Genomic DNA, 18,974 nt, shown 5'->3' on the forward strand with positions numbered 1-18,974 from the left:
TTCGGTCAGGCCAGCAGGGACGATCGGCTTCTCGGTTGCCCCAATGACGAGTTGGCCACGATGCGCGTATCGGTGCCGCGCGGCGACGTTGCCACGGTGTGCCCGACCACATGTGATCGTCTCCAGCTTGACCGCCCAACTGCGCGGCGCCTGCTGGCTCGACTCACCCCCGCCTGCGCCATACCCGTCCGTCCTGTGGGTGCACGGACGCCGACAGGCGCCACATCGGACCTGGCCCACCACCGAGATCCGGTGTGGCGCACGACCATGCTGTGGATCGCTGGTGGAGCGGTGGCGCTGAGGGCGAGTGCTGGCATCCGGCGCGCTTACCGGCTCTGGCGCGAGGTCTCCTCACCGCTGCGCCGCGTGCCGGGGGCGGAGGGCGTGGTGGTCGTCCCGCGCGTCGCGGAACGCTTCCCCGCGGTGCTGGTCTCGGACAGGTGGGAGGCGTCGGCTGGCAGGTCTGCGGCTCGCCGCATCCGCCACACGAGCACGTCGCTGACGGAGCCTGCGGTGCCAAGTTCGCGCCGTGCGGCAACGTCGGACAGCAAAGCGGCCGGGTCGTGGCCGGCGGCTTCGACTTCCGCGACGGTGGCGGCCAGGGCGTACCAGCCGGGCTCGGCGAGGATCTGCTCAGCCAGATCCGGCAGGGCCTCGCGCAGCAGCACGGTCTGCCGCTGGAGCATCGGCCGGCTCAGGCGCCGGCCGCGCTGGTAGAGGACACCGAGGGGCTGTGCGGCGGCGGCCTGGTAGGCGGTGCGCAGATGTTCGGCGGCCCGGGAGGCGGCCTCGGCTTGTTGGACGTGGCCCTTGCGGGCGTGCCAGTGCGCGGCGGCGGTGATCAGGAAGAACAACATGTCGATCGCCATCGCTGTGGTGGCTCCGTCCTCGCCGCGGCCCAGGGCCGGGCCGCCCTGGACGAGGTCGCGGGCGGCCTGCCGCAGGGCGCGATCGTGCCCGCGTACGGCGCGGACGTGCGAGCGCGAGGCCCGTTCGAAAGCCGTAGCGGCGTCGCGCAGTTCGCGGCGGGTGTGGGCGGCGGAGGTCTTCGCGAGGGCGTCCAGTACCTCACCGGCCGCGGCGATGTGGGCGGAGGCGACCGCGTCCTCGCCGTGCTCGAAGACGAGCATGGCCTGCCACACGGCCGAGGCCGTTCCGCGGCGCGCGGCGGCCGGACTGCCCTGCCCCGTACTGATCGCATTCTCCTGCGGGGAAGCTTGGGCGTCGCTGGACCAGCGCTCGCGGATGCGGGGCAGCGACAGGTCGGGTGCCAAGCGGGCGCCGGGGTAGAACACGGGCTCGCCGTCCTTGTTCAGGTCGTCGGGCAGGGCGACCTTGTATCCGAGCAGGTCACCGGAGGGCGCGGCGCGCTTGCGAATCAGGAGGCCGGCAGCAGCGAGCCGGTCGAAGAACTCCTCGTCGCTACTAGCCCCGCTCACCGCGCGTCGTACGGTTTCGCGCAATTCCTCGCGGGCGGTGCGCTCGCGACCCTGCCGCTCGGCCTTGTGGCGCTCGGCGCGGGTAGGCCGCCTGGCTGCGGTGCCATCACCGGCTGCGACCTGGCGGAGGCCGAGTTCCTTCTCGATGAGCCGGGCTTCGGCCTGGGCGCGGGCGCCGGAGCGGTAGTCGTCGGGGCGGTGGCCGTCCTCGGTGACGAGCGTGGCGACGATGTGGATGTGGTCGTCGGCGTGGCGCACGGCGGCCCAGCGGCAGCCGGACTGTCCCTCACCCGGGTCGATGCCCGTGGCGGCGACAATGCGGCGGGCGATGCCGGCCCACTCCTCGTCCGACAGAATCCGGTCGCCTGGGTCGGCGCGTACGGAGGTGTGCCAGACGTGCTTGGCCGGGCGGGCGTGCTTGGCGAGGGCCATCACCGGTTGGTCCAAGAGCCGCTGGAGGTCGGTGAGGGTGGCGTTCGGATCGCGGCCTGGGTCCGGGGACATGCCGTCGAAGGAGGCGACGAGGTGGGGGTCGGTGTGATCCTCGTACTTGCCGGTCTCGTAGAGGTAGTAGAGGAGACCTCTGGTGTCCGACCCGGACAGGTTGACGCTGGGGATCATGGGCCGTGGTGCTCGATCAGCCGCGTGGCGGCCTCGTGGGCGGCGTCGGCGGCACGCCGTACGGCGGCGACGGCCGCTTCGAGGTGAGGAACCTCTGCACCGGAGTTGAGTGCTTTGACTGCCTGGTTGAGGTTGCTGCCGGCCCAGCCGAGCCGGCGCCGGCTGTCGAACAGGGCTGTGATCACTTCGCGTTCGTCGGCGATCTCGGCGCTAGTGCGGCTGAGGTCGCGGGCGGCGGCGAGCGCGGAGCGGGCGAGGAACCCGGCGACGGACAGATTGCACTGGGCGGCGGCGGATGTGATCAGGGCGTACTCGTCTTCGTTGAATCGTGTGGCGGGCTGGCGCAAGCGCTTCTTTGCGGGCGGCTGGCGTGGTCGCTGACGAGCGCGCTGTCGGCGGGCACGCGGCTTTGTCTGCTTCTCCTGCGGTCCCGACTTCGATCCGCCCTCGGTCGAAGCCCGACGGACCTGCGCCCCCCGGTGCAGGTCCTCTCCCGCCCCCTGGGGGGCGGGTTCGGCGGAAGCTATGCTTCCGCCCCAACTTGCTCGCCCTATCACCGAGTTGGAGTCGGGGGCAGGTTTCGGGGTAGTGCCGTTCTTGCGTGTGTTTGTCATCGGGACTCGGGCCTCGTGGAACGGGTGTGCTGCTGGATGGTCGCGGTCAGCGCGAGGACATCGGCTGGCAGGGCAAGGACGCGGACGGGTCCGTTGGGGCGCTCTTGGACGAGCCACTGCCCGGTCGGCGTGCGGACGACGGCGTGTAGGAGTTGCCTGCGGACCAGGACGTCCGCCCAGGCTTCGGCCTCGGCGGTGGTGGGCTGGAATGGGCGAGGGGAACGTGGATTCACGGCGTACTGCCTCAAGCGGGGCGGTGGACCGGGGTGAAGCCGGGGCCACCGCTACGGACACGGGCTTTGAGCTGGATTTTTGCCGGTTCAGCCGCACTCGGGGCAACGCCCGACGTGGCTGTTGAGCGCGCGAGCCATCCGCTGCTTCGCCGAGGCAGCCTGCTTCGCACTGGACTTCGCTGCCGGCCTGCCCGCGTGCCGCTGAGAGTGAGCGAGCATGAAACCGATCTCTCGCTCATACTCCGTGCGGACGGTGTCGAACTGGCGGCAGGTCTTCATCGAGCGGCGCTCCTCGTCGTCGTTTCGTCCTCGCTCCGCAGCTCCTGGAGGACGAGGCCGAGTCGGTCGTTCCCGACGCCCGTCAGGCCCTGGCGGCGGATGATCTCGCGTAGCTGCACCCGGGTGATCGCTCCGTTGCCGTCCCGTTCGAGCAGGGCACGAACATGGGGGCGTACCTCAAGGACAAGCTGGCGCTCCAACTCGCCCAGCTCGCGCGCCGGGCGCTGCGTCTGCGAAGAGCGGGACCGGGCACGCTTGTCCTTGTTCTTCGTCCGGGTCCTCCTGGCCGGCTTTCGACGAAGTGGGACCTTGTGTCCTTGCTCCTGGGTGGTCTCGGTCCCGGACTCGGTGGCGGTCGGTCCTCGCTCCTCAGTGCTCCCGGTCCCCGACTTCCCGAGGCCCGGTCCCTGACGAAAAATAGGGCTCTGAGCTGGGAACTCTTGCGCGTTGCGGTCGGTCCTTCTGGCCGCTTCGTCGCGCGCTACAGCTTCTGGATCGCTGGGACCGGTCCCCGCAACCGCGCCGTTTTCACGGGGCTTGCTCCCCGCGAACGTTCTCGTTTTGTCGCCCTCGGTCCGGGCACCGACCTTGGCTTTCGGGTGCGCCTCCTGCGGGACCGGTCCCCGAGAAGTCATTGGTCCTTGGTCCGGGACCGGCTCGTTGGGACCGTCAGGACCGGGGACGGGGACCAGCACATTGGATGTCGGCTGCGCGGGGACCGTGGCCGCCGATGTGCTGCTGTGCGCCGGGGACCAGGGAGAAGGGAGCGGGACCGTGGCGAGCGCGAGCGCGTGTCGTCGGGCGGCGAGCTGGTCGAGCAGCTGTGCCCGCTGGAGAGGGTCGGTGCCGACCGCGGCCCTGCCGACCGCCTTCGACAGGCGTCGGGTCAGCCGTCGGCCTCGGCGGTTTCGCTGCTGCTGGGGTGTGCGCTCGGCGAGGCGGGCGGCGAGGGTGACCGCACGGGTGGTCGCTCGGTCCCGGGTGATCTGTGCGGCGTCGCGGTCTCGCGCGGCGACGCCAAGGCGGGACAGCAGCCTTTCGCGTGCCTCTCGGCCCAGGACGGCGATCAGCCCCCTTGAGGCGGCGCCGGGGGTACGTAGGCGCAGTTCGATGCCCATGGCGAGGTGCCACAGCATCGCCGCCATGACCGGTCCGACGAAGGCGCGCACCGTGCCGCCGACGGGGCCGCTCTCGGCGTAGGCGGGGATCACCTGCACGCCGGTGATCACCCAGACCAGCGTGCCCGGCAGACCGGGGGCACCCTGGACGACGAGGTTTTGCCGTGCCATCAGCGCGGTGGCAAATAGCGCGAGTTCGGCGGCGGCGAACATGCCTGCCCGCTCGGTGGTACCGGCCATATCGAGGTAGTCGGCGGCGAAGCGCCAAGAGGTGTCGGCACTGTAGGCAGTACAGCCCAGGGCGGCAACGGCAGCGACCTTGACCGCCGGACCACCGAGACGCTCCTGCGAGCGGGTTCCCCGACGCCGGATGGTCCAGGTGGTCAGCACGAGCGCGAGGGCGGCGGGCACGACGGCGGCCAGGAGGAGAGGGAGGTCCGAAGCAGCACCGAAGGGGAGGACGGGGTGGGTCATGCGGCCTTTCCAAGAAGGGCGGGCGCCGGAGTCGACGCTGCCGGGCGGGCTACCGGCTGCTGTGTAGCGGGCGCGGGGCTGCCTGCTGCCGGGGTGTTCTTCTTCCGCTTCTTTTTGGGCCTGGGCACGCCGTAGGTGCGGTCGCGGTCGAAGACCTTGTTGGCGGCCTGGCGGAGCAGGTCACGGGCGTGCTTGTGGCTGATCTGCAGGGCGGCGGCGAGCCGGTCGGGCCGCCAGCCCCGGACATAGGCGTGGTCGATGGCGACCTGCCGCTCGGCCTCGGTCAGGTGCACATCGCGTCCGGCGAAGAAGGCGGTCACGCGCCGGTAGTCCAGGCGCTGGTGCAGGTTGTTGTGCAGCGGGCGCCGCTCGGCTGCGGTGAGGCCGCCCCAGATGCCTTCCTTGAGGACGTTCTCCAGGGCGAAGTCCAAGCACTCGCGGCGTACCGGGCACCAGCCGCACAGCTCCTTCGCCTCTGCGATCTCCTCGTGGCCCCGGGGGCCGGGGAAGAACACGGCGTCGGCATCCTCGACGTCCATGCCGTGGCACGCTGCGCGGGTGTGCCAGCTGGTGTCTGCGATGCCGCGCAGGCCCATGGCCGGCGCGTCGTGGGTGGTGATGTGGCGCAAGAGGGTCTCCGGTGTGCTGCCGCGTCGGCCGGGCTGGGGCGGTGCTAGACGGACGCGTCGTCGGGTACTGGCTGCGGCGCGAGAGCGTGCGCCGCAGCCAGGGCGGGACGGTGGTGTTAGGGCGCGGTGCACCGGGCGGGGTGCACGTGCTGGATGCGCCGGTCAGGCCATGGCGGGTTGCTGGACCTGCTCGCTGGGCTGGGCCTGTTGGGCGGCGGCGAGGTCGCAGCGGCTGGGATGCGTGGCGCACGGGGCGGTTCCGCGTGCTCCGTCGTCGGGGTCGATCCGGCGGCGACGGCACGGCTCGCCGGGCTGGGCCAGGCACCACTCGCACCTCACGCTCAAAGCGTCGGGCTGCCCGCGCGCGAGGGCGGCTTCGCGTGCTGCTCGGGCGGGACGGTAGGGCGCCAGGGCGGCACGGGCGGCGGGCGGTATGCAGGAGCCGATCTCCCGCAGCCGGGCTTTGAGCCTTGGGTCGATCCCGTCCCGGCCGGTGGTGATCGCTCGGGCTTGAGCGGGCTGCGCGGTGCCGGTGGCGACGGCGCGGCGGGTGCCGACCAGCTCGGCGGTCCAGGCGGCCTGGTCGTCCGGGTCGGCGGACGGCGTGGGGTCGGTGTGCCGGGCCAGGCGATCGCGCCGGTAGCTGCCCCAGGGCCGGGCTAGGTCCGCGGGCAGGATCTGGTAGGGCGAGGTGCGGATGTGCTGGCGGGCGGCGACGCGGGCGTCCCAGCCGTGCGGGGTGGCCATCGGCACGTCGCCGAGCAGCTCGTGCCACTGGGCGAGTTGGTCGCGGGCCTCACCTGGGTCGGTGCGGATGGTGCGGGGGTCGAGTCGGCCGATGTAGGCCAGCAGGGCGGCGATTTCGCGGCGGTCCACGGTCAGCCCTCCGTTCCGGTCGGCTCGTCCAGGGCGGCCAGCAGGGCGGCGGTGTGGGCCTCGGTCCGCGTCATGCCCCCCGGCGCGGCGGTGTTCTTGCCGGGCACGGCGTAGAGGTTCGGGCGAGTGGGGGCGTGTTCTCGGGCGACCCAGGAGCGCCAGTCGGCTGCCCAGGCTCCCGCCGGCCTCGGTGCGTGGCCCGCCCGGTGGGCGCGCCACTTCGCGTCGGCTGCCCGCAGGCCCTGCTCGCCGAGGCGGTCGAGGTGTCCTTGCTGGTGGGCCCAGGTGTGGGTGGCGGGGTCGAGTTGCCACTCGGCAGCCGAGAGGACGGCCGCACCAGCACTACTGCTGTACCTCCGGTTCCCATCAGGTTCACTACGGCTCTGTGTGCCGGTTTCCGGTACATCGCTGTGCCGGTTTCCGGTACGTCGAGGTACCGGTTTCCGTCGGGACCTGCCGGTTTCCGCTACTGCCGGTTTCCGGACCCCTGCGGGGGATATCGGCACCTCACGTGGACGGATTCCATACGGTCGAAGGGCCGAGATTCGCAGCGTTGGGGCGCTTTCGGGCGCCTCCTGTGACGCCGGGTCACCGTCCTCGTCGTTCTCGGCGGTCGCCGCCACAGCTTCGGCGGCGAGGGGAAGGCGGTAGACGGTGCTGCGCTGCGGGCCGGTGAGGTCGTCGAGCTGCTCCAGCTCACCAGCTTCGACCAGGCGGTCGATGGCTTCGCGCACCGTGGAGAGGGAGGCGCGCGTGCGTTTGGCCAAGCTGGACAGTGAGGCCCAGGACACGCACTGCTCGTCGGCCACCCGGTCGGCGATTGACAGCAGGACCAGGCGGGCGGTGCCTCGGCTGGAGCTGTGTTCCCACACCCAGTCGCGGGCTTCGCTGCTCATCGGCCGCTCCCGCTGACAGGGCTCGATGGTCGGTTCGCCGAGATCGTGGTGGCACGCTCACGCCGCGAGGGCATGGGGGTGAGGGCGGTTGCCGCGCAGGCCAAGAGCCTTTTGCTCAGGGCAGAGGGCATGGGAGAATCCCCTTGCTGTGTTGCCGCGCTGGTGAATCTTTGGCTGGATTCAGCGCGGTGATGGAGGGCACGTGTTCGCCGCTGCAGGCGGCGGGGTGTGTCGTCGTGGCGTTCGGCGTCCGTGAGTTGGCCCTCTCGGACGCCGTCGCTGCGTTAGCTGGTTGGGTGACCGTCCACGTCATTCCTTGCGTCGTCCGCCCGCGGGGCGGTCGGCCCCCGGGGGATGACGAACATGGCACAGCCTGCCGAGCATGATCCAGTGTTGGTTCTCATCCGCTGTACTAGTTGCACAGCGTGACGCGACAGAGTGCGGCAGGTGGCTGCCGAGGTGACCCTAGGGCGCTGTGGGCCTGGCGGACTCAGCCGGCGGTCGCCGCGACGCCACTGATGCGGGAGCCTGGACGTCGTTTCCCCTGCCCTGTCCGGGAGCGCGCACGGGTTGGGCACGGTGCCCGCGAGAATGTCGGTGTTCACGTCAGTGAACTTATCTCGCCCGACAAGGGTCGATCAAGGGGGTACGATTTTCTTTCCCATGACATTCGGCTGCTTAGGAGCATGATGCCTGCTCGTCACTTCGACGGCCGCCGCCTACGGGCAGCGCGCCGGGCCGCAGACCTGTCACAGATGGACATCGCACGGGCGATGGGATTCACCTCGACCGGCACCGTCGCCGCCTGGGAAGGGGGCAGCAAGCGGCCCGCCCCGGAGAAGCTGCCCGCACTCGCACGGGCACTGGGCAGTGACCTGGAAGTCCTCTTCCCTCGGGGCGGGCCGCCGGATTTGGCTGACCTGCGGTGTGACGCTGGGTACACGCAGGCTCAGACGCGGACCATCATGAGAACCAGGAGCGCGGGGCCGGTCGCCTACGCCGAGCGCGGGCAGCGCCCGCTGCCACAGCGCTTCGTCGAACCCCTGGCGCACGCCTACGGGGTCAGCGTCGAGCAGGTGCTCGCCGCCCAGGCGCGCAGCATGGGAAAGGTCGTGCCCGAGGAGGGACGGCCACTGTCGGCCGCGGTCGCCCACAAGATCAGCAATCTGCTCTCCGCGGGCGGTGGCCAAAAGACGGCGCCACGTACCGACGAGGAGATCGCGCGCGCGGTGAACAAGGCAGCCGGAGGGCAGGTGGTCACGGCTGCGGAGATCGCAGCGATGCGGACCGGGGAAGCGGGCCACCTGTCACCGCCCGTGCTGGACGGCCTCGCTGCGGCGTTCGGCATCCCACCGCGCTCACTGCGACCGGATGAAGAGGCAGTACGCGAGATTGCCCAGGAACTGCAAGCCATCGCCGAGCTGCGCGGACGCCCCGGCCCGATCTCGCACCTGGCCGCCCGCGGAGCAGGCGGCCAACTCAGCCCCCGCGTCGTGGCAGCCATCACCGACCTCCTGGAGGAGATCGAAGAGGGCGGCCTACCCGGCAGCAGCGACTTCACCGAACTGGACTGACACCTCGGGCAAGCGAGCGCCCGCACCTTCCGCGCGGGTCAGGCACTCACCTCGATGTAGGACGGACGCCCACTAGCCCGAGCGGCCAAGGCCAAGCGCAACACCTGAAGCAGCCCAGGGGGAGCGATCGTTGTGTCGATGTCCGCGATCGGGTAGAAGGCGTACGCGCCCAGCTCGCTGGCCTGCAGGCGGATCGACGCCTGCTGCCCAGCGGTGAGCTCTCCCGCGTCGAAGAGGAACAGCACCCGCGCCGAGGGGCCAGCAACCCAAGCCACCACCAACGGTTCGAGCCCGATCGACAAGTCCAGGTCCAGGCCCAGTTCCTCCCGCACTTCGCGCACCGCGGCCTGACGGGGCGCCTCACCTTGATCGACGCGCCCGCCCGGCAGGTTCCACCCCGGCTTGTAGGTCGGGTTCACCAGCAGCAGGTGCCCTACGGAGTTGAAGCACAGCACCCCGGCCGATGGCACAGGCGTGGCATGAGCCATCTGGGCAACGTTGTCGTTCATGGAGTCCTCATGTGCGAGACCGAAGGGCGGGCGGCGGGCGCTTGCGAGCCCGCGACAAGTAGTTCGCGGGCGAACTCGTCGCTGACGCGTCGATAGGCTTCGGTGACCAACACCAGCCGGGCAACGAAACCATCGAAGTCATCATCGGCACTGGGCGGCGCGTCCACCGGCGCACTGTGCGCCACCGCCCCGCCGGCCGCCGCCAGCAAAGCGCTCCGCCCCCAATAGGCGCTGGCCACCGCACGCGCCCGCAACCCCGTATACCCCTGGCGCTCGGCCACCTGCGCGGCCCGCGCGTACAAACCCGCGGGCACCAGATGGCTCAAGGTGCGCACCGCATCACTGATCTCGGTGACGAAGCGCTCCAGCAGCAGGTGCGGACTAGCGCGCGTGCAATCGCGAACGCTACCAACCCAACGACCCGCCCGCCCGCCCGCCCGGCAACGCCAGCGGAGCGTGCATCACCACGCTGGGCACGGCACGCGCCAAGTCGCGCCATATGGGATACAACGCCACCACCATGCGCCGAGCCCGCCAGCGAGCCGTCAGCGCGCTGATCGTCGGAGCGATGATGCCCAACAGCCACAAAACGAAGGCGAGATGGAGCAGCGTGTCCGTTGCCGCCTCCTGGGCGGTGACGAAGGCCGGGGAGACCTCGCGGACGGCGATGAGCACACCGTAGGCCGCGCGCGAGGTCGCGTAGAGCACGGCCAGGGCCATCGCGACGGCCATCATCGTCAGCCCCGCACGCAACATCGGGCGGTGGGCACGCCGCGCCGCGTGGGCCCACTGATAGCCGCACACGCACGTCGCCGCGGCCACGTACAGATAGATCAACCCCATGTACACCGCCAAGCTCACCGTCCCCGCATGGCGCGTCATGAAGTAGGGGCTGTCCGCCACCGGACGCGCACGATCCAAAAGAAGGAAGAACACCAAAACCAGGACGGTGATCGTGGCCAGCGATGTGCCGAGCGCGAGGCGGCGGACCGCCGCGGCGATCCGCACGTGCCGCGCGCTGGCCGCGTGGCCGGCGTCGGCGTACAAAGCGGTGACGTAGGCGAGCAACGCGCAGATGCCCACGATCGTCAGGACGTGCTTGACCAAGGTGGCCAGGTCCGTGACACCCACCATGTCGATCACGCCGCGTCCCGCATCCCAGCGCACCCACCACGCCCCAGCGAACGCCGCCAAGGCACCCGCCAGCGCCGGCTGGCCACCGCCACCCCGCAGCGCTGCGGGCAACCGCCACACCGCCTGAACTACCAGCGCCACCACGATCGCGAGCGCCACCTGGTCAAGCACCGGTGTGCACCTCGCGACGGGCCAGATCGCGACCGGGGCGCCCTAGGCTGGCATCGAGGGCTTGGACGATGGGGTCCACCGCCACGCGCGCTGCCAGTACGCGGTCGTGCAGCACATCAGCGACCAGCTCAGCACGCTTCTCGGCGAAGCAGTCATACCCACCGCGAGCCTGGACCTGCCCGCTGCCCAGCAGGCTCCGAGACAAGTCGGTGTCCATGCCCGGCAACAGGCGCGCCAGGTCAGCGCTGCCCACATCGGCCCCGTCCTCGCACCACAGGTGGCACAGCTCGTGCAAGATGATCTTGCGACGGTGGCTGAGCGTGACGCCGCGCACGTGCAAGATCAGATCCAACGGTTGATCGCGGTGCCGCCACCACACCCCACACGCCCCACCGGGGCCCGGCGCGTCCTCCTCCAGCCGCACCAGGCGAATGCGACGCCCGCGCGCGGCCTCCATCTTCGCCACCAGCCCCGAGACCGTGAACGGCACAGGCACCGGCATCCCATTCACCACGCGGGAACATTCGCGGCGCAGGGCGCGGGAACTGGTGTCCGTGCGACTCCACAGCATCATGCTCATCCTCACTGCACGGCGCCCACCAACCCAGCCGATGACCGGGAAGCCAGCCCCACGAAGGGCCAGTTCCCTTTACCGCCGGATGAACGCCACACGTTTGCCGGCAAACGAACGATCAACAATGACCATTCGATCCGTAGGCGGTCGATAACTCGACGCAAACCCTAATGCGCCCACACGCGGCACCGGTAAACAATGGCCCGGGATCGGGAACTGTCAGTTCCTGCCTCGGTGTATAGGAACTGGCAGTTCCACCACGCGTGGGCGAGGCGAAAGGCCGGCATATACTCCTGCCAGGAAAAAGACCACACGAAGGAAAGGGGCAAGTGAGCGTTTAGGGCCTAGGTCACATTCGGGGTGTGGCCTAAATCATAAACCCTCCGTTACGTCCTCGTTATGAACACCGAACCCCCTGAAACCCCGCACATGATCACCCGCGTACTGCGAGCGGCCCGCGAACGCCACGGCCTCTCCACGGACCAGGTCGCCGAACTCTGCGGCGTCACCGGCCGGTGGTACCGCGCACTGGAAAGCGGCCGGCCCCGCCGGCACTCGAACTCGCTGCTCACCACCGTCAGCAGGGTCCTGGACCTGAGCGAGGAGGAATACCTCGTCCTCTACCGCCTCGTCGGCACCCATGACCTTCCCGAAAAGGTCATGGCCCCTCAAACCGCCGATCCCGTGCCGCACCGCATCCGCACGTTCGTACAAGGCGTCGAACCCTGGGGCGCCTATCTATGTGACTACCGCTGGGACGTACTCGCACACAACGACGCGATCGTCCGCCATTTCCCGTGGATCAGCGAAGGGGTCAACGTCATGCAGTGGGCGTTGACCGACCCTGACGCCCCCGCATACCTCATAAACTGGGAAACGGATTGGGCGCTACCGATGATCGCCCAACTGCGCCTGCACGACGAGCAATGGAAGCACGATCCGCGCATGAGAGCCGTCACACAATCCGTGCTCTCGACAGCGGCCGGCCGACGCTTGTGGACCTCCCCGCAACTACCCACCCTGTCCTACCCGGCCGCCGAGACGACGCGTCAACTGCGGGGCCCCGACGCGCGACGCTACGAGGTCTCATTCGTGCCGCTGATGCCCTTGCAGCTCCCCTGGTACCGCTTCATGGCCGTCATGCCCGTGTGATGAAGCGCTATATGCATATCGCCTGCGGGCTGTTGGACGAAGAAATTGTCCAACGTCCGGCTCCCGACTTGGAGGGGCGCCTTTTTGGGGAGGGTAGCGGCTGGACGAGTCCCACGCGGGCCAGTCGTCGATTGTCAGGTGGCGCCGGAGCGTACCGCGAACTTCCGCAGGTCGGGCAGGCTTTCCGGGGTGTAGAGGAGATCGATGGTGCGCGTGCGGATCGCCGGGCGTCGGACTTCGTTGGGAGCGATGTGTTCGATGGCTCGCAGCGCGCTGAATGTGCGGTTGAGGAGGTGGGCGCCGCCGAGGATGATCCGGTCCGAGGGCTGCTCATCGTGCACGCTGGCTTTCTTTGTATGAAGCGGGCGCCACGGGTGATCGCCCTGCAACCCGAAAGGGCGACCGGGTTGGCCAGACACCCCTGGATGGCTGCCTGCTCGTCGCTGCGACGTCCGGCCGGTCCGTCGCCCTAGGGTGGGGCGGGTGAGTCATGGTGGAGTCGGTCAGGTGGTTTTGGACGAGGCCATTGCGGATGCCTGCCTCGCCGTATGGGAGTTTGACGGTGCACGGGCCTGGCTGGAGGAAGCCCGTCGGCATCCGATGGAGCCGCTAGCGGCCGAGGTGTGGGTCACTGACCCTGCTTTCGAGCACGTCTTGCTGGTCAAGCACCGCGTGCGCGGATGGGTGCCGCCCGGCGGCAAGGCGGAACCGGGTGAGGCGCCGCGTGCGGCGGCGGCACGAGAGCTGCTGGAGGAGACCGGCCTGCGCAGCGAGCTGCTGCCCGAGCCCGCAGCGGTGGCGGTGCGTTCCTACCGGGCCGACTGGTCACCGACGTTGGGCCTGTCCTATGCCGCGGTCGCCGGACGCGACGTACCGCTCGCCGGGGAGCGGAACCAACCTGCGGCATGGTTCCCTCTGGACACGGGCTGGGACAGCGTCTTCCCCGAGGACCGCGAGCGGATCCGTGCCCACGCTCGCCGTCTTGCGGCCGGCCGGGCGGTCGGCTCCCGCTGAGGTAGGCCAATGGCCGCCGTTCACAGGACGGCCTCGATCCGATCGAGGCCGACCGAGGCCAGGGTGACGAGCTCAAGGTCGTGAAGGAAACGGCACCGCACCGGCTCCAGGCCCTGCTCGCGCTCGAACACCTCACGGTTCAGGACCCGTTGGCGTACACCGCGTCCGCAACGCGTGCTGCCGCAGGTGGTCGGATCGGATCCAACGAGCGGCGCGCACCTCCCGGGGTGAGGGGCACAGCGACCCGGCAACCTCGGCTTGCAAGATCCACCAGTGGTGGACGACTGGACCGTTGGGCGTGCGGCGGCAGTTGGTTGGGTCGCCACTGGTCCAGCAGTGCGTACAGGTGGTTGACGGTGAGAGCGACCTTTTCGGTGACGTCGTCGCGGGTGGTCGGCTTGGGGCCGCCATGCTGGTCGAGGTGGCCGGTGACCGGGGCGATTTCGGCCGGACAGTCGCCCGCTCGAACATCAGGAGGCCGTTTGGGGAGGTGATCATTACCCCTATGCCTGCGTGGTCGCAGAGACGAAACCTGCCGCCGCGCGCCGGGACGGCCGGAGTCATGCGGTGGCCTTTGGCTGTTGGGCGACGACGACGAGCCAGCTCGTCACGGTCGGTGCGTCGGGGGTGGTCATGGCGTAGGCCGTGTCGAGGATCTGCATCCGTTGGGCGTGGGTGAAGTCGCCTTCGGGCCGCGCGAAGACGGGGATGGACAGCCACGCCTTCATCTCGGCCATGGTGCTGTGGTGGGCGGTGACGTCTGTGCCGACAACAGCCAGTCCCGCTGCTGTCAGATGCTCGGTGACTGTCCCCAGCGGCAGCTTCGGCGGCCTGTGCGCGTCCCGAGGTGGTGGGGTGTATCCGTGGGCGTCAGCGGCGACTTGGCGGATGAGGGCGTTCAGGGAAGGCCCGGTGCGGGTGGACAGTTCGTCGGGGTGCCGGACGCCGGCGAAGCCGCCGCCGATGTTGAAGACGAAGTGCCCGCCTGGGCGCAGGATGCGGGCGACGGCCGTGAACACTGCGGCGGTATCGGTCTTCCAGATTGCGGAGTTGCACACCACGGCATCGGCGCTGTCAGTGTGGAGGTGGTCGGCGAGACGTTCGGCCGGGGAGGTGATCCAGGTCAGGCGGGCGTCGTTCAGGGTGTGTCGGCCGACACGCTGCATCGCGGCGGCGTCGTCGATGGAGACGACCCGGGATCGGGCCGGGATGAGGTCGAGGATTGCGCGGGCGGTGGCACCGGCGCCGCCGCACAGGTCGACCACCAAGTTGGCGTTGGCCAGGTGGCCTCGGCGTGCGAGGTCGCGGCTGGTCGCGTCGTACATGGGGTGGGCGCGGGTGAAGGCGTTGTACGCCTCGGCGTTGGTGTCTTCGTTCCAGCCGAGGATGGCGTCCTGGGGTGCCATGTAGTCGTGGCCTCGCTTCACGGGGTGATGGCCCGGCAGTGCGGGCCGGGCGTTAGGACAGGTCAAAAGAGCGCGGACTGTACGACGGCGGGCGGTGAGGAGAACTGCGCGCCGAGGACGATGCGCCGGCCCTTGAGGGTGCCGAGGTCGAGCAGGTAGGGCAGTTGGTCGCCGTCGAGGGTGGCGAGGATCTGGGAGCCGAGGCAGGAGAGCACCGTCAGCCCGTGCTCACCGGAGCGTGGGTCGTGCGGGTACAAGGCGCGCCCGGTCTCCGGCGTCCGTAGCAGGTCGCCTTCGCCGGGCGGCGTCCACGGCTCCGGCGTGGCCGGGACGTTCAGGATGCTCAGGGCCTCGGTGGCGCGGTCGAGGTGCTGCTGGTGGGCGGCGCGGGCCGGGGCGAGGTCGCGCAACTCGGCCAGGGCCGTCAGCTTGGCTGCGGCTCGCACGGTCTGCGTGAGGTCGAGGCGGCGGGTGAGGGCATCCTCCAGGAACCGCACGGCGCGGCCGTCAGGACTTCGGGCGAGGTAGGTGGCGATCAGCGCGCCCTGTTCGTCGAGGCGGGAGCGCTTACGGGGTTCGGCCGCGGTGCCGATCTTGGTGGTGCCGTCGGCGAACGTCGCCAGGTACAGCCAGTGCGGCTGGGCCATGTACGCCGCCAGGGCGTCGGGAAGGTGCCCGCCGGAGTGGAACCGGTGGGCGAAGCGGAAGTCGTCCCGGCCGGCGCAGGCCGCGCACTGGCCGGCGGCCTCGGCCGGGGCCCGGACAGGACAGGCGACCGCCTCGACACGGACGCGGTCAGCGAAGCGGTAACGGCCGGTGCACCACCGGCCGTTACCGCTCACCTGGTAACCCAGGCGCCTGCCTGTAACCGGGGCGTAGACAAGCGGTCCGCCGGTCACGGGGGCGAGCACAAGACGGGGGTTTTCACTCGCCCAGGTGATGCCGTGGCAGACGTATGTCCCGCTGGCGGGCAGGGCCTGGTCCATGGTGCGTTCCTTGTCGATCGGGGCGGGGCGGGAGGTCCAGGTCAGGCGGTCAGGTGCAGTCGGTCGGCCAGGGCAGCGGAGGCGGCCTTGAAGACCTGGTCGCGGTCCAACTGGGCGACGTCCAGCGTCAGCCAGGCGCCGCGCTCCGCCTGTTCGCGCATCTGCTCCAGGACGGTGTCCTGGTAGCGGATGAAGTCCTCGTTACCGCCGCCGGCGTGGCCGGCCTCCAGGGAAGTGAACGAGCCCTTGCGAACGAGAGCCTCGCGGGCACCAATGTTCAGGAAGAACACCAGGTCCGGCTTTGTCAGGTGTGCGAAGACCTGCTCGTACAAGTGGGGGGAGACCTCGGGGTTGACCGCGTACCGGGCGAGGATCTTGTGATGCGCGTTGTCGAGGATCACGTGAGTGCCCGCGGCGAGGGCCGGCTGGATGACGAGCCGGTCCTGCAGGGTGTACCAGGAGGCCAGGGCGAGCAGCCAGTAGTGGTCGCCGCATGCCTGGGCGACGCGGGCGTCGCGCCGGTAGACCAGCTCGTTGAGGCGGTCGAGGTAGGCGGACAGCTCCGGGTCATGGGGGACGTCGGTGCAGTGCTTGCCGATGAGGATCGCCGTGTGGCCGGTGTCGGTCAGGGCCTGGTGCAGGCGGGCGGCGAGGGTGGACTTGCCGGCCCCGTCACCGCCGACGAAGGTGATCAGCTTCCCGGCTGCGGTGGTAGTCGCCGCGTTCGCCGTCATCGGGATTCTCCCAAGGTGTGGGTCGGGTTGGTGGTCAGGCGGCCGGTGATGATGGTGCGGATGCGGTCCACCAGGACGGCGCGCTGGCGCAGGACGTCGCTGTGACGCTCATTGGACAGGTCGGCGGGATAGTGGGTGGCGAGGTTGTTGGAAATGACGTGGAGGTAACCGAATCTGATCCCCGTCTGGCGCGCCGCCGCCCCCATAAATCCGATCTCCGGGTCGACGAAGGCGTACGAGGCGGTGTGCTGGAGGAGCCAGTCGCGGTTCTCCAGCAGGATCGACGGGGAGGAGACGTGCAGGCCGCTGCGCACCCCGTCGTGGGCGATGGCGTAGTCGCCGAAGAAGTCGTCCCAGCTCACCATCGCCCCGCGTACCAGGCTGGTGTTGCCGGTCGCCAACCAGGTGTTCGGTTCGACGCCGGGGTCAGCGAGCCGACCTTGCCGACGTAGACGACAGCGCCTGCGCCGAGTCTGGCAAGGCGCGCGACGACCCGTCCGGCCACATCCCCCCAGATGCTGTGGAGGAACCCGAGGTAGACCACGCGATGGCCGGCGACCTCGACGCCATGCCAGGCGTAGCCGGGCCCGCGGGTCCACACTGCGTTCTCGGGAGCGAGGTACTGCAGGCCCCAGCCGACGATCACCAGGTCGCCATCCAGATGCAGGTCAAGGGCGTTGAGCGCCGTTCGGCACTCCTCTTGCTCGGGCGGCTGATAGGTGACGGTGTCGGCCGGGCGGCCGGTCATGGCCAGGTACGTGGCGATGATCAGGGCGTAGTGCTGGACGTAGTCGGCTCCGGGGAACGCCTTGACGATGAGGTCACGGTCGTGCACCTCTGCGGTGGGCCGCTCGATGTTGAACAGCTTCCCGGTCTTCTCGTACCGGGAGACCACCGTCGTGCGGTCGTAGCCGCCGATGACGCGGATGCTGTCCCAGTCCTGGTCCTGGATGAGGTGGTGGACCTTGATCTCCAAGTAGCGCAGCAGCCTCGCGTGGGTCATGGTGTGCCCGGCCGGCTCGATCGGGGCGGCGCGCAGGAGCCCGGGGGCGGGGGCGGCCACTAAAGGGGTCACCGGTGCTCCTCAGCGATCGTCACGGTGCTGCCGGCCGCCGCGCGGACGACGCAGATGTTCTTCCGGATAAGGTCGAACCGGTCCTCGGGGATCGGGCCGAGCTTCTCGATCCGGGGCGTGGAGGGCTTCTCGTACGGCCCATCGGGCAGCAAGGCGACGCCCATCGCGCCGAGGATGACCGGGGCCGCGCCGTCCACGGAGGAGATCCACTCGTGCTCGCGCTGCTCGATCAGCTCCAGGTGCCCGGTCCGGCCCAGACCGAGCAGCCGATAGACGATCGAAGCGTCGAGCAGGCTGCGCTCCTGCAGGTAGGCCGTCGCCAACCAGCGGGTGCGGCACATCTGCCCGTCGGGATCTGGTCGGCGCGAGGCTGGCAGGGCGATGGCCCCGGCCCAGTCGCTGGTCACGAAGGCGTCGTAGGTGCGCAGCCACTCGTCATCGTTCGCGGCGTGTAGCACCGCGCACAGCCTGAAGGCATCACCGGACAGCTCCCGGATCTCTCGCGCGGCCTTCTCGCTCGCCTTCAAGGTCGCGGCCCCGTCCCGCATGACGTCCGGCAGGATGATCTCCCTCGCGGACACCGCCAGCGCGGCTTCGACGAGGCTTTCCGCCGGCAGGGCGTAGCCGAGGTCGAAGAGCCCGTTGTCGACGATCACCTCGGCGCCGCGCTCGGCCTCGCGAGCGAAGAAGCCCCGGTAGCTCTCGTCGGATAGCACGTGCTGGGCGGCCACGTGGTGGACGCGGGCCGGCTCTTGGGCGACGAAGTTTTCCAGGTAGGCAGGCGGAGCGATGACGGAGAAGTCGATGCCCGTGGTGCTGATCACGGCGCCCCCCACAGCCCGGTGGTGAGGGTGAGGAACTGCTGGGAAAGGACGGGGTCGGTACCGAAGCGCCCGCCCGAGTGCACCGTGGTGGTGCGAGCCTCCTCCATCCGTACGCCCCGCATGCTCATGCACAGGTGCACGCCGCGCACGACGACGGTGACGTCCTCGTGTCCGATCACGCCGCCCAGGCATTCGGCGACCTGGCGGGTGAAGCGTTCCTGGACCTGCAGTCGGCCGGCGAAGTGCTGGGCGATCCGCCCGAACTTCGACAGGCCCACCACCTCGCCATCCGGCACGTATCCGACTGTGACCCGCAAGTTCATGGGCAGCATGTGGTGCTCGCAGAGCGACCACACGCTCATGCCGCCCACGATGACCAGCTGACCACCCAGCTGGGACTCGGTGAAGCAGGTGGCCGTTGCGGCGCCGTCCGGGGACAGGAAGGCGTTCCACCAGGCCGCCACGCGGTCCGGGGTGCCGGTCAGCCCCTCGCGGGCGGGGTCCTCGCCCAGCTCGACCAAGAGCTGGTGGATCAGGCCGGCGACCCGGCCGGTGTCGATGACCGCAGCGGGCCCGGGGACGGCGGCGGTCGGCGCCACTGCCGGGCTGGCGATAAAGGTCGTCATGGGCGTCTCTCGTTTC

The 18,974-nt window shown here is 69.9% G+C and carries 22 protein-coding genes and 1 pseudogene; 3 read left to right on the forward strand and 20 right to left on the reverse strand.

Annotated features, from left to right (window positions below; all coding sequences use genetic code 11):
- Positions 1-326 precede the first annotated feature (326 nt).
- From FHS42_RS27395 to FHS42_RS27425, 8 genes are all read right to left on the reverse strand, one after another.
- The gene (locus FHS42_RS27395; protein ID WP_184576548.1) at positions 327-2,060 is read right to left on the reverse strand and encodes a relaxase/mobilization nuclease domain-containing protein; all 1,734 of its coding nucleotides are present in this window, start codon (positions 2,058-2,060) and stop codon (positions 327-329) included.
- Positions 2,057-2,407: a plasmid mobilization protein gene (locus FHS42_RS27400; RefSeq protein ID WP_246495476.1), complete on the reverse strand. Its 351-nt coding sequence runs from the start codon at positions 2,405-2,407 to the stop codon at positions 2,057-2,059. Before FHS42_RS27400 ends, FHS42_RS27395 begins: the two co-directional genes overlap by 4 nt.
- Before the next feature lie 263 nt (positions 2,408-2,670).
- Entirely contained in the window at positions 2,671-2,907 is a 237-nt protein-coding gene (locus FHS42_RS27405) for a hypothetical protein (RefSeq protein ID WP_184576550.1), read from the reverse strand.
- Between the two features lie 87 nt (positions 2,908-2,994).
- Positions 2,995-3,186: a hypothetical protein gene (locus FHS42_RS37530; protein WP_246495478.1), complete on the reverse strand. Its 192-nt coding sequence runs from the start codon at positions 3,184-3,186 to the stop codon at positions 2,995-2,997.
- Complete coding sequence (locus FHS42_RS27410) at positions 3,183-4,778, reverse strand: hypothetical protein (RefSeq protein ID WP_184576552.1); 1,596 nt, start codon at positions 4,776-4,778, stop codon at positions 3,183-3,185. Before FHS42_RS27410 ends, FHS42_RS37530 begins: the two co-directional genes overlap by 4 nt.
- Complete coding sequence (locus tag FHS42_RS27415) at positions 4,775-5,407, reverse strand: WhiB family transcriptional regulator (protein WP_184576554.1); 633 nt, start codon at positions 5,405-5,407, stop codon at positions 4,775-4,777. Before FHS42_RS27415 ends, FHS42_RS27410 begins: the two co-directional genes overlap by 4 nt.
- 162 nt (positions 5,408-5,569) lie before the next feature.
- The gene (locus FHS42_RS27420) at positions 5,570-6,283 is read right to left on the reverse strand and encodes a zinc finger domain-containing protein (RefSeq protein WP_184576556.1); all 714 of its coding nucleotides are present in this window, start codon (positions 6,281-6,283) and stop codon (positions 5,570-5,572) included.
- 2 nt (positions 6,284-6,285) lie between these two features.
- Positions 6,286-7,179, reverse strand: coding sequence for a helix-turn-helix domain-containing protein (locus FHS42_RS27425; protein ID WP_184576558.1), 894 nt, complete (start codon positions 7,177-7,179; stop codon positions 6,286-6,288).
- Positions 7,180-7,865: 686 nt separating this feature from the next.
- Here FHS42_RS27425 and FHS42_RS27430 point away from each other — a divergent pair.
- On the forward strand, positions 7,866-8,753 hold the full coding sequence (locus tag FHS42_RS27430; RefSeq protein ID WP_184576560.1) for a helix-turn-helix domain-containing protein: 888 nt from the start codon (positions 7,866-7,868) through the stop codon (positions 8,751-8,753).
- A 38-nt stretch (positions 8,754-8,791) separates the two neighbouring features.
- Here the strand turns inward: FHS42_RS27430 and FHS42_RS27435 are convergent, their stop codons facing one another.
- The 4 genes and pseudogenes from FHS42_RS27435 to FHS42_RS27450 all read right to left on the reverse strand — a co-directional run bounded on the left by FHS42_RS27435 (position 8,792) and on the right by FHS42_RS27450 (position 11,069).
- Positions 8,792-9,262 carry an NUDIX domain-containing protein gene (locus FHS42_RS27435; protein ID WP_281392875.1) on the reverse strand — a complete coding sequence of 157 codons (471 nt, stop codon included), beginning with the start codon at positions 9,260-9,262 and terminating at the stop codon, positions 8,792-8,794.
- Positions 9,259-9,645: pseudogene (locus FHS42_RS27440) on the reverse strand (DUF6545 domain-containing protein); the annotation flags it as partial. The gene FHS42_RS27435 and the pseudogene FHS42_RS27440, both read right to left, overlap by 4 nt.
- Positions 9,646-9,667: 22 nt before the next feature.
- Complete coding sequence (locus tag FHS42_RS27445; RefSeq protein WP_184576564.1) at positions 9,668-10,567, reverse strand: hypothetical protein; 900 nt, start codon at positions 10,565-10,567, stop codon at positions 9,668-9,670.
- Positions 10,560-11,069: a toxin gene (locus tag FHS42_RS27450; protein ID WP_184576566.1), complete on the reverse strand. Its 510-nt coding sequence runs from the start codon at positions 11,067-11,069 to the stop codon at positions 10,560-10,562. The genes FHS42_RS27445 and FHS42_RS27450 overlap by 8 nt, the downstream gene beginning before the upstream one ends.
- 471 nt (positions 11,070-11,540) lie before the next feature.
- Here FHS42_RS27450 and FHS42_RS27455 point away from each other — a divergent pair, with 471 nt between their 5' ends.
- On the forward strand, positions 11,541-12,293 hold the full coding sequence (locus tag FHS42_RS27455; protein WP_184576568.1) for an MmyB family transcriptional regulator: 753 nt from the start codon (positions 11,541-11,543) through the stop codon (positions 12,291-12,293).
- Between the two features lie 134 nt (positions 12,294-12,427).
- Here the strand turns inward: FHS42_RS27455 and FHS42_RS27460 are convergent, their stop codons facing one another.
- Entirely contained in the window at positions 12,428-12,634 is a 207-nt protein-coding gene (locus FHS42_RS27460) for a hypothetical protein (RefSeq protein WP_184576570.1), read from the reverse strand.
- A gap of 142 nt (positions 12,635-12,776) precedes the next feature.
- Here FHS42_RS27460 and FHS42_RS27465 point away from each other — a divergent pair, with 142 nt between their 5' ends.
- Positions 12,777-13,307 (forward strand): NUDIX domain-containing protein, encoded by a 531-nt coding sequence (locus FHS42_RS27465; RefSeq protein WP_312867056.1) that lies wholly within the window; start codon positions 12,777-12,779, stop codon positions 13,305-13,307.
- Positions 13,308-13,867: 560 nt separating this feature from the next.
- Here FHS42_RS27465 and FHS42_RS27475 read toward each other — a convergent pair.
- From FHS42_RS27475 to folE, 7 genes are read right to left on the reverse strand one after another with little or no spacing between them, the layout of a single operon-like run.
- The gene (locus FHS42_RS27475) at positions 13,868-14,734 is read right to left on the reverse strand and encodes a class I SAM-dependent methyltransferase (RefSeq protein ID WP_312867057.1); all 867 of its coding nucleotides are present in this window, start codon (positions 14,732-14,734) and stop codon (positions 13,868-13,870) included.
- Positions 14,735-14,775: 41 nt separating this feature from the next.
- On the reverse strand, positions 14,776-15,699 hold the full coding sequence (locus tag FHS42_RS27480) for a DUF2797 domain-containing protein (RefSeq protein WP_184576572.1): 924 nt from the start codon (positions 15,697-15,699) through the stop codon (positions 14,776-14,778).
- A gap of 41 nt (positions 15,700-15,740) precedes the next feature.
- Entirely contained in the window at positions 15,741-16,433 is a 693-nt protein-coding gene (locus FHS42_RS27485; RefSeq protein ID WP_184576574.1) for a dTMP kinase, read from the reverse strand.
- Positions 16,430-16,834, reverse strand: coding sequence for an exonuclease/endonuclease/phosphatase family protein (locus FHS42_RS37535; RefSeq protein ID WP_246495480.1), 405 nt, complete (start codon positions 16,832-16,834; stop codon positions 16,430-16,432). Before FHS42_RS37535 ends, FHS42_RS27485 begins: the two co-directional genes overlap by 4 nt.
- The gene (locus tag FHS42_RS37540; protein WP_246495482.1) at positions 16,792-17,508 is read right to left on the reverse strand and encodes a hypothetical protein; all 717 of its coding nucleotides are present in this window, start codon (positions 17,506-17,508) and stop codon (positions 16,792-16,794) included. Before FHS42_RS37540 ends, FHS42_RS37535 begins: the two co-directional genes overlap by 43 nt.
- On the reverse strand, positions 17,505-18,332 hold the full coding sequence (locus FHS42_RS27495; protein WP_184576576.1) for a hypothetical protein: 828 nt from the start codon (positions 18,330-18,332) through the stop codon (positions 17,505-17,507). Before FHS42_RS27495 ends, FHS42_RS37540 begins: the two co-directional genes overlap by 4 nt.
- Entirely contained in the window at positions 18,329-18,958 is a 630-nt protein-coding gene (gene folE, locus FHS42_RS27500) for a GTP cyclohydrolase I (protein ID WP_184576578.1), read from the reverse strand. The genes FHS42_RS27495 and folE overlap by 4 nt, the downstream gene beginning before the upstream one ends.
- Between the last annotated feature and the right edge of the window lie 16 nt (positions 18,959-18,974).

It is taken from the genome of Streptomyces zagrosensis, assembly GCF_014203645.1.
GTDB classification, from domain to species: domain Bacteria; phylum Actinomycetota; class Actinomycetes; order Streptomycetales; family Streptomycetaceae; genus Streptomyces; species Streptomyces zagrosensis.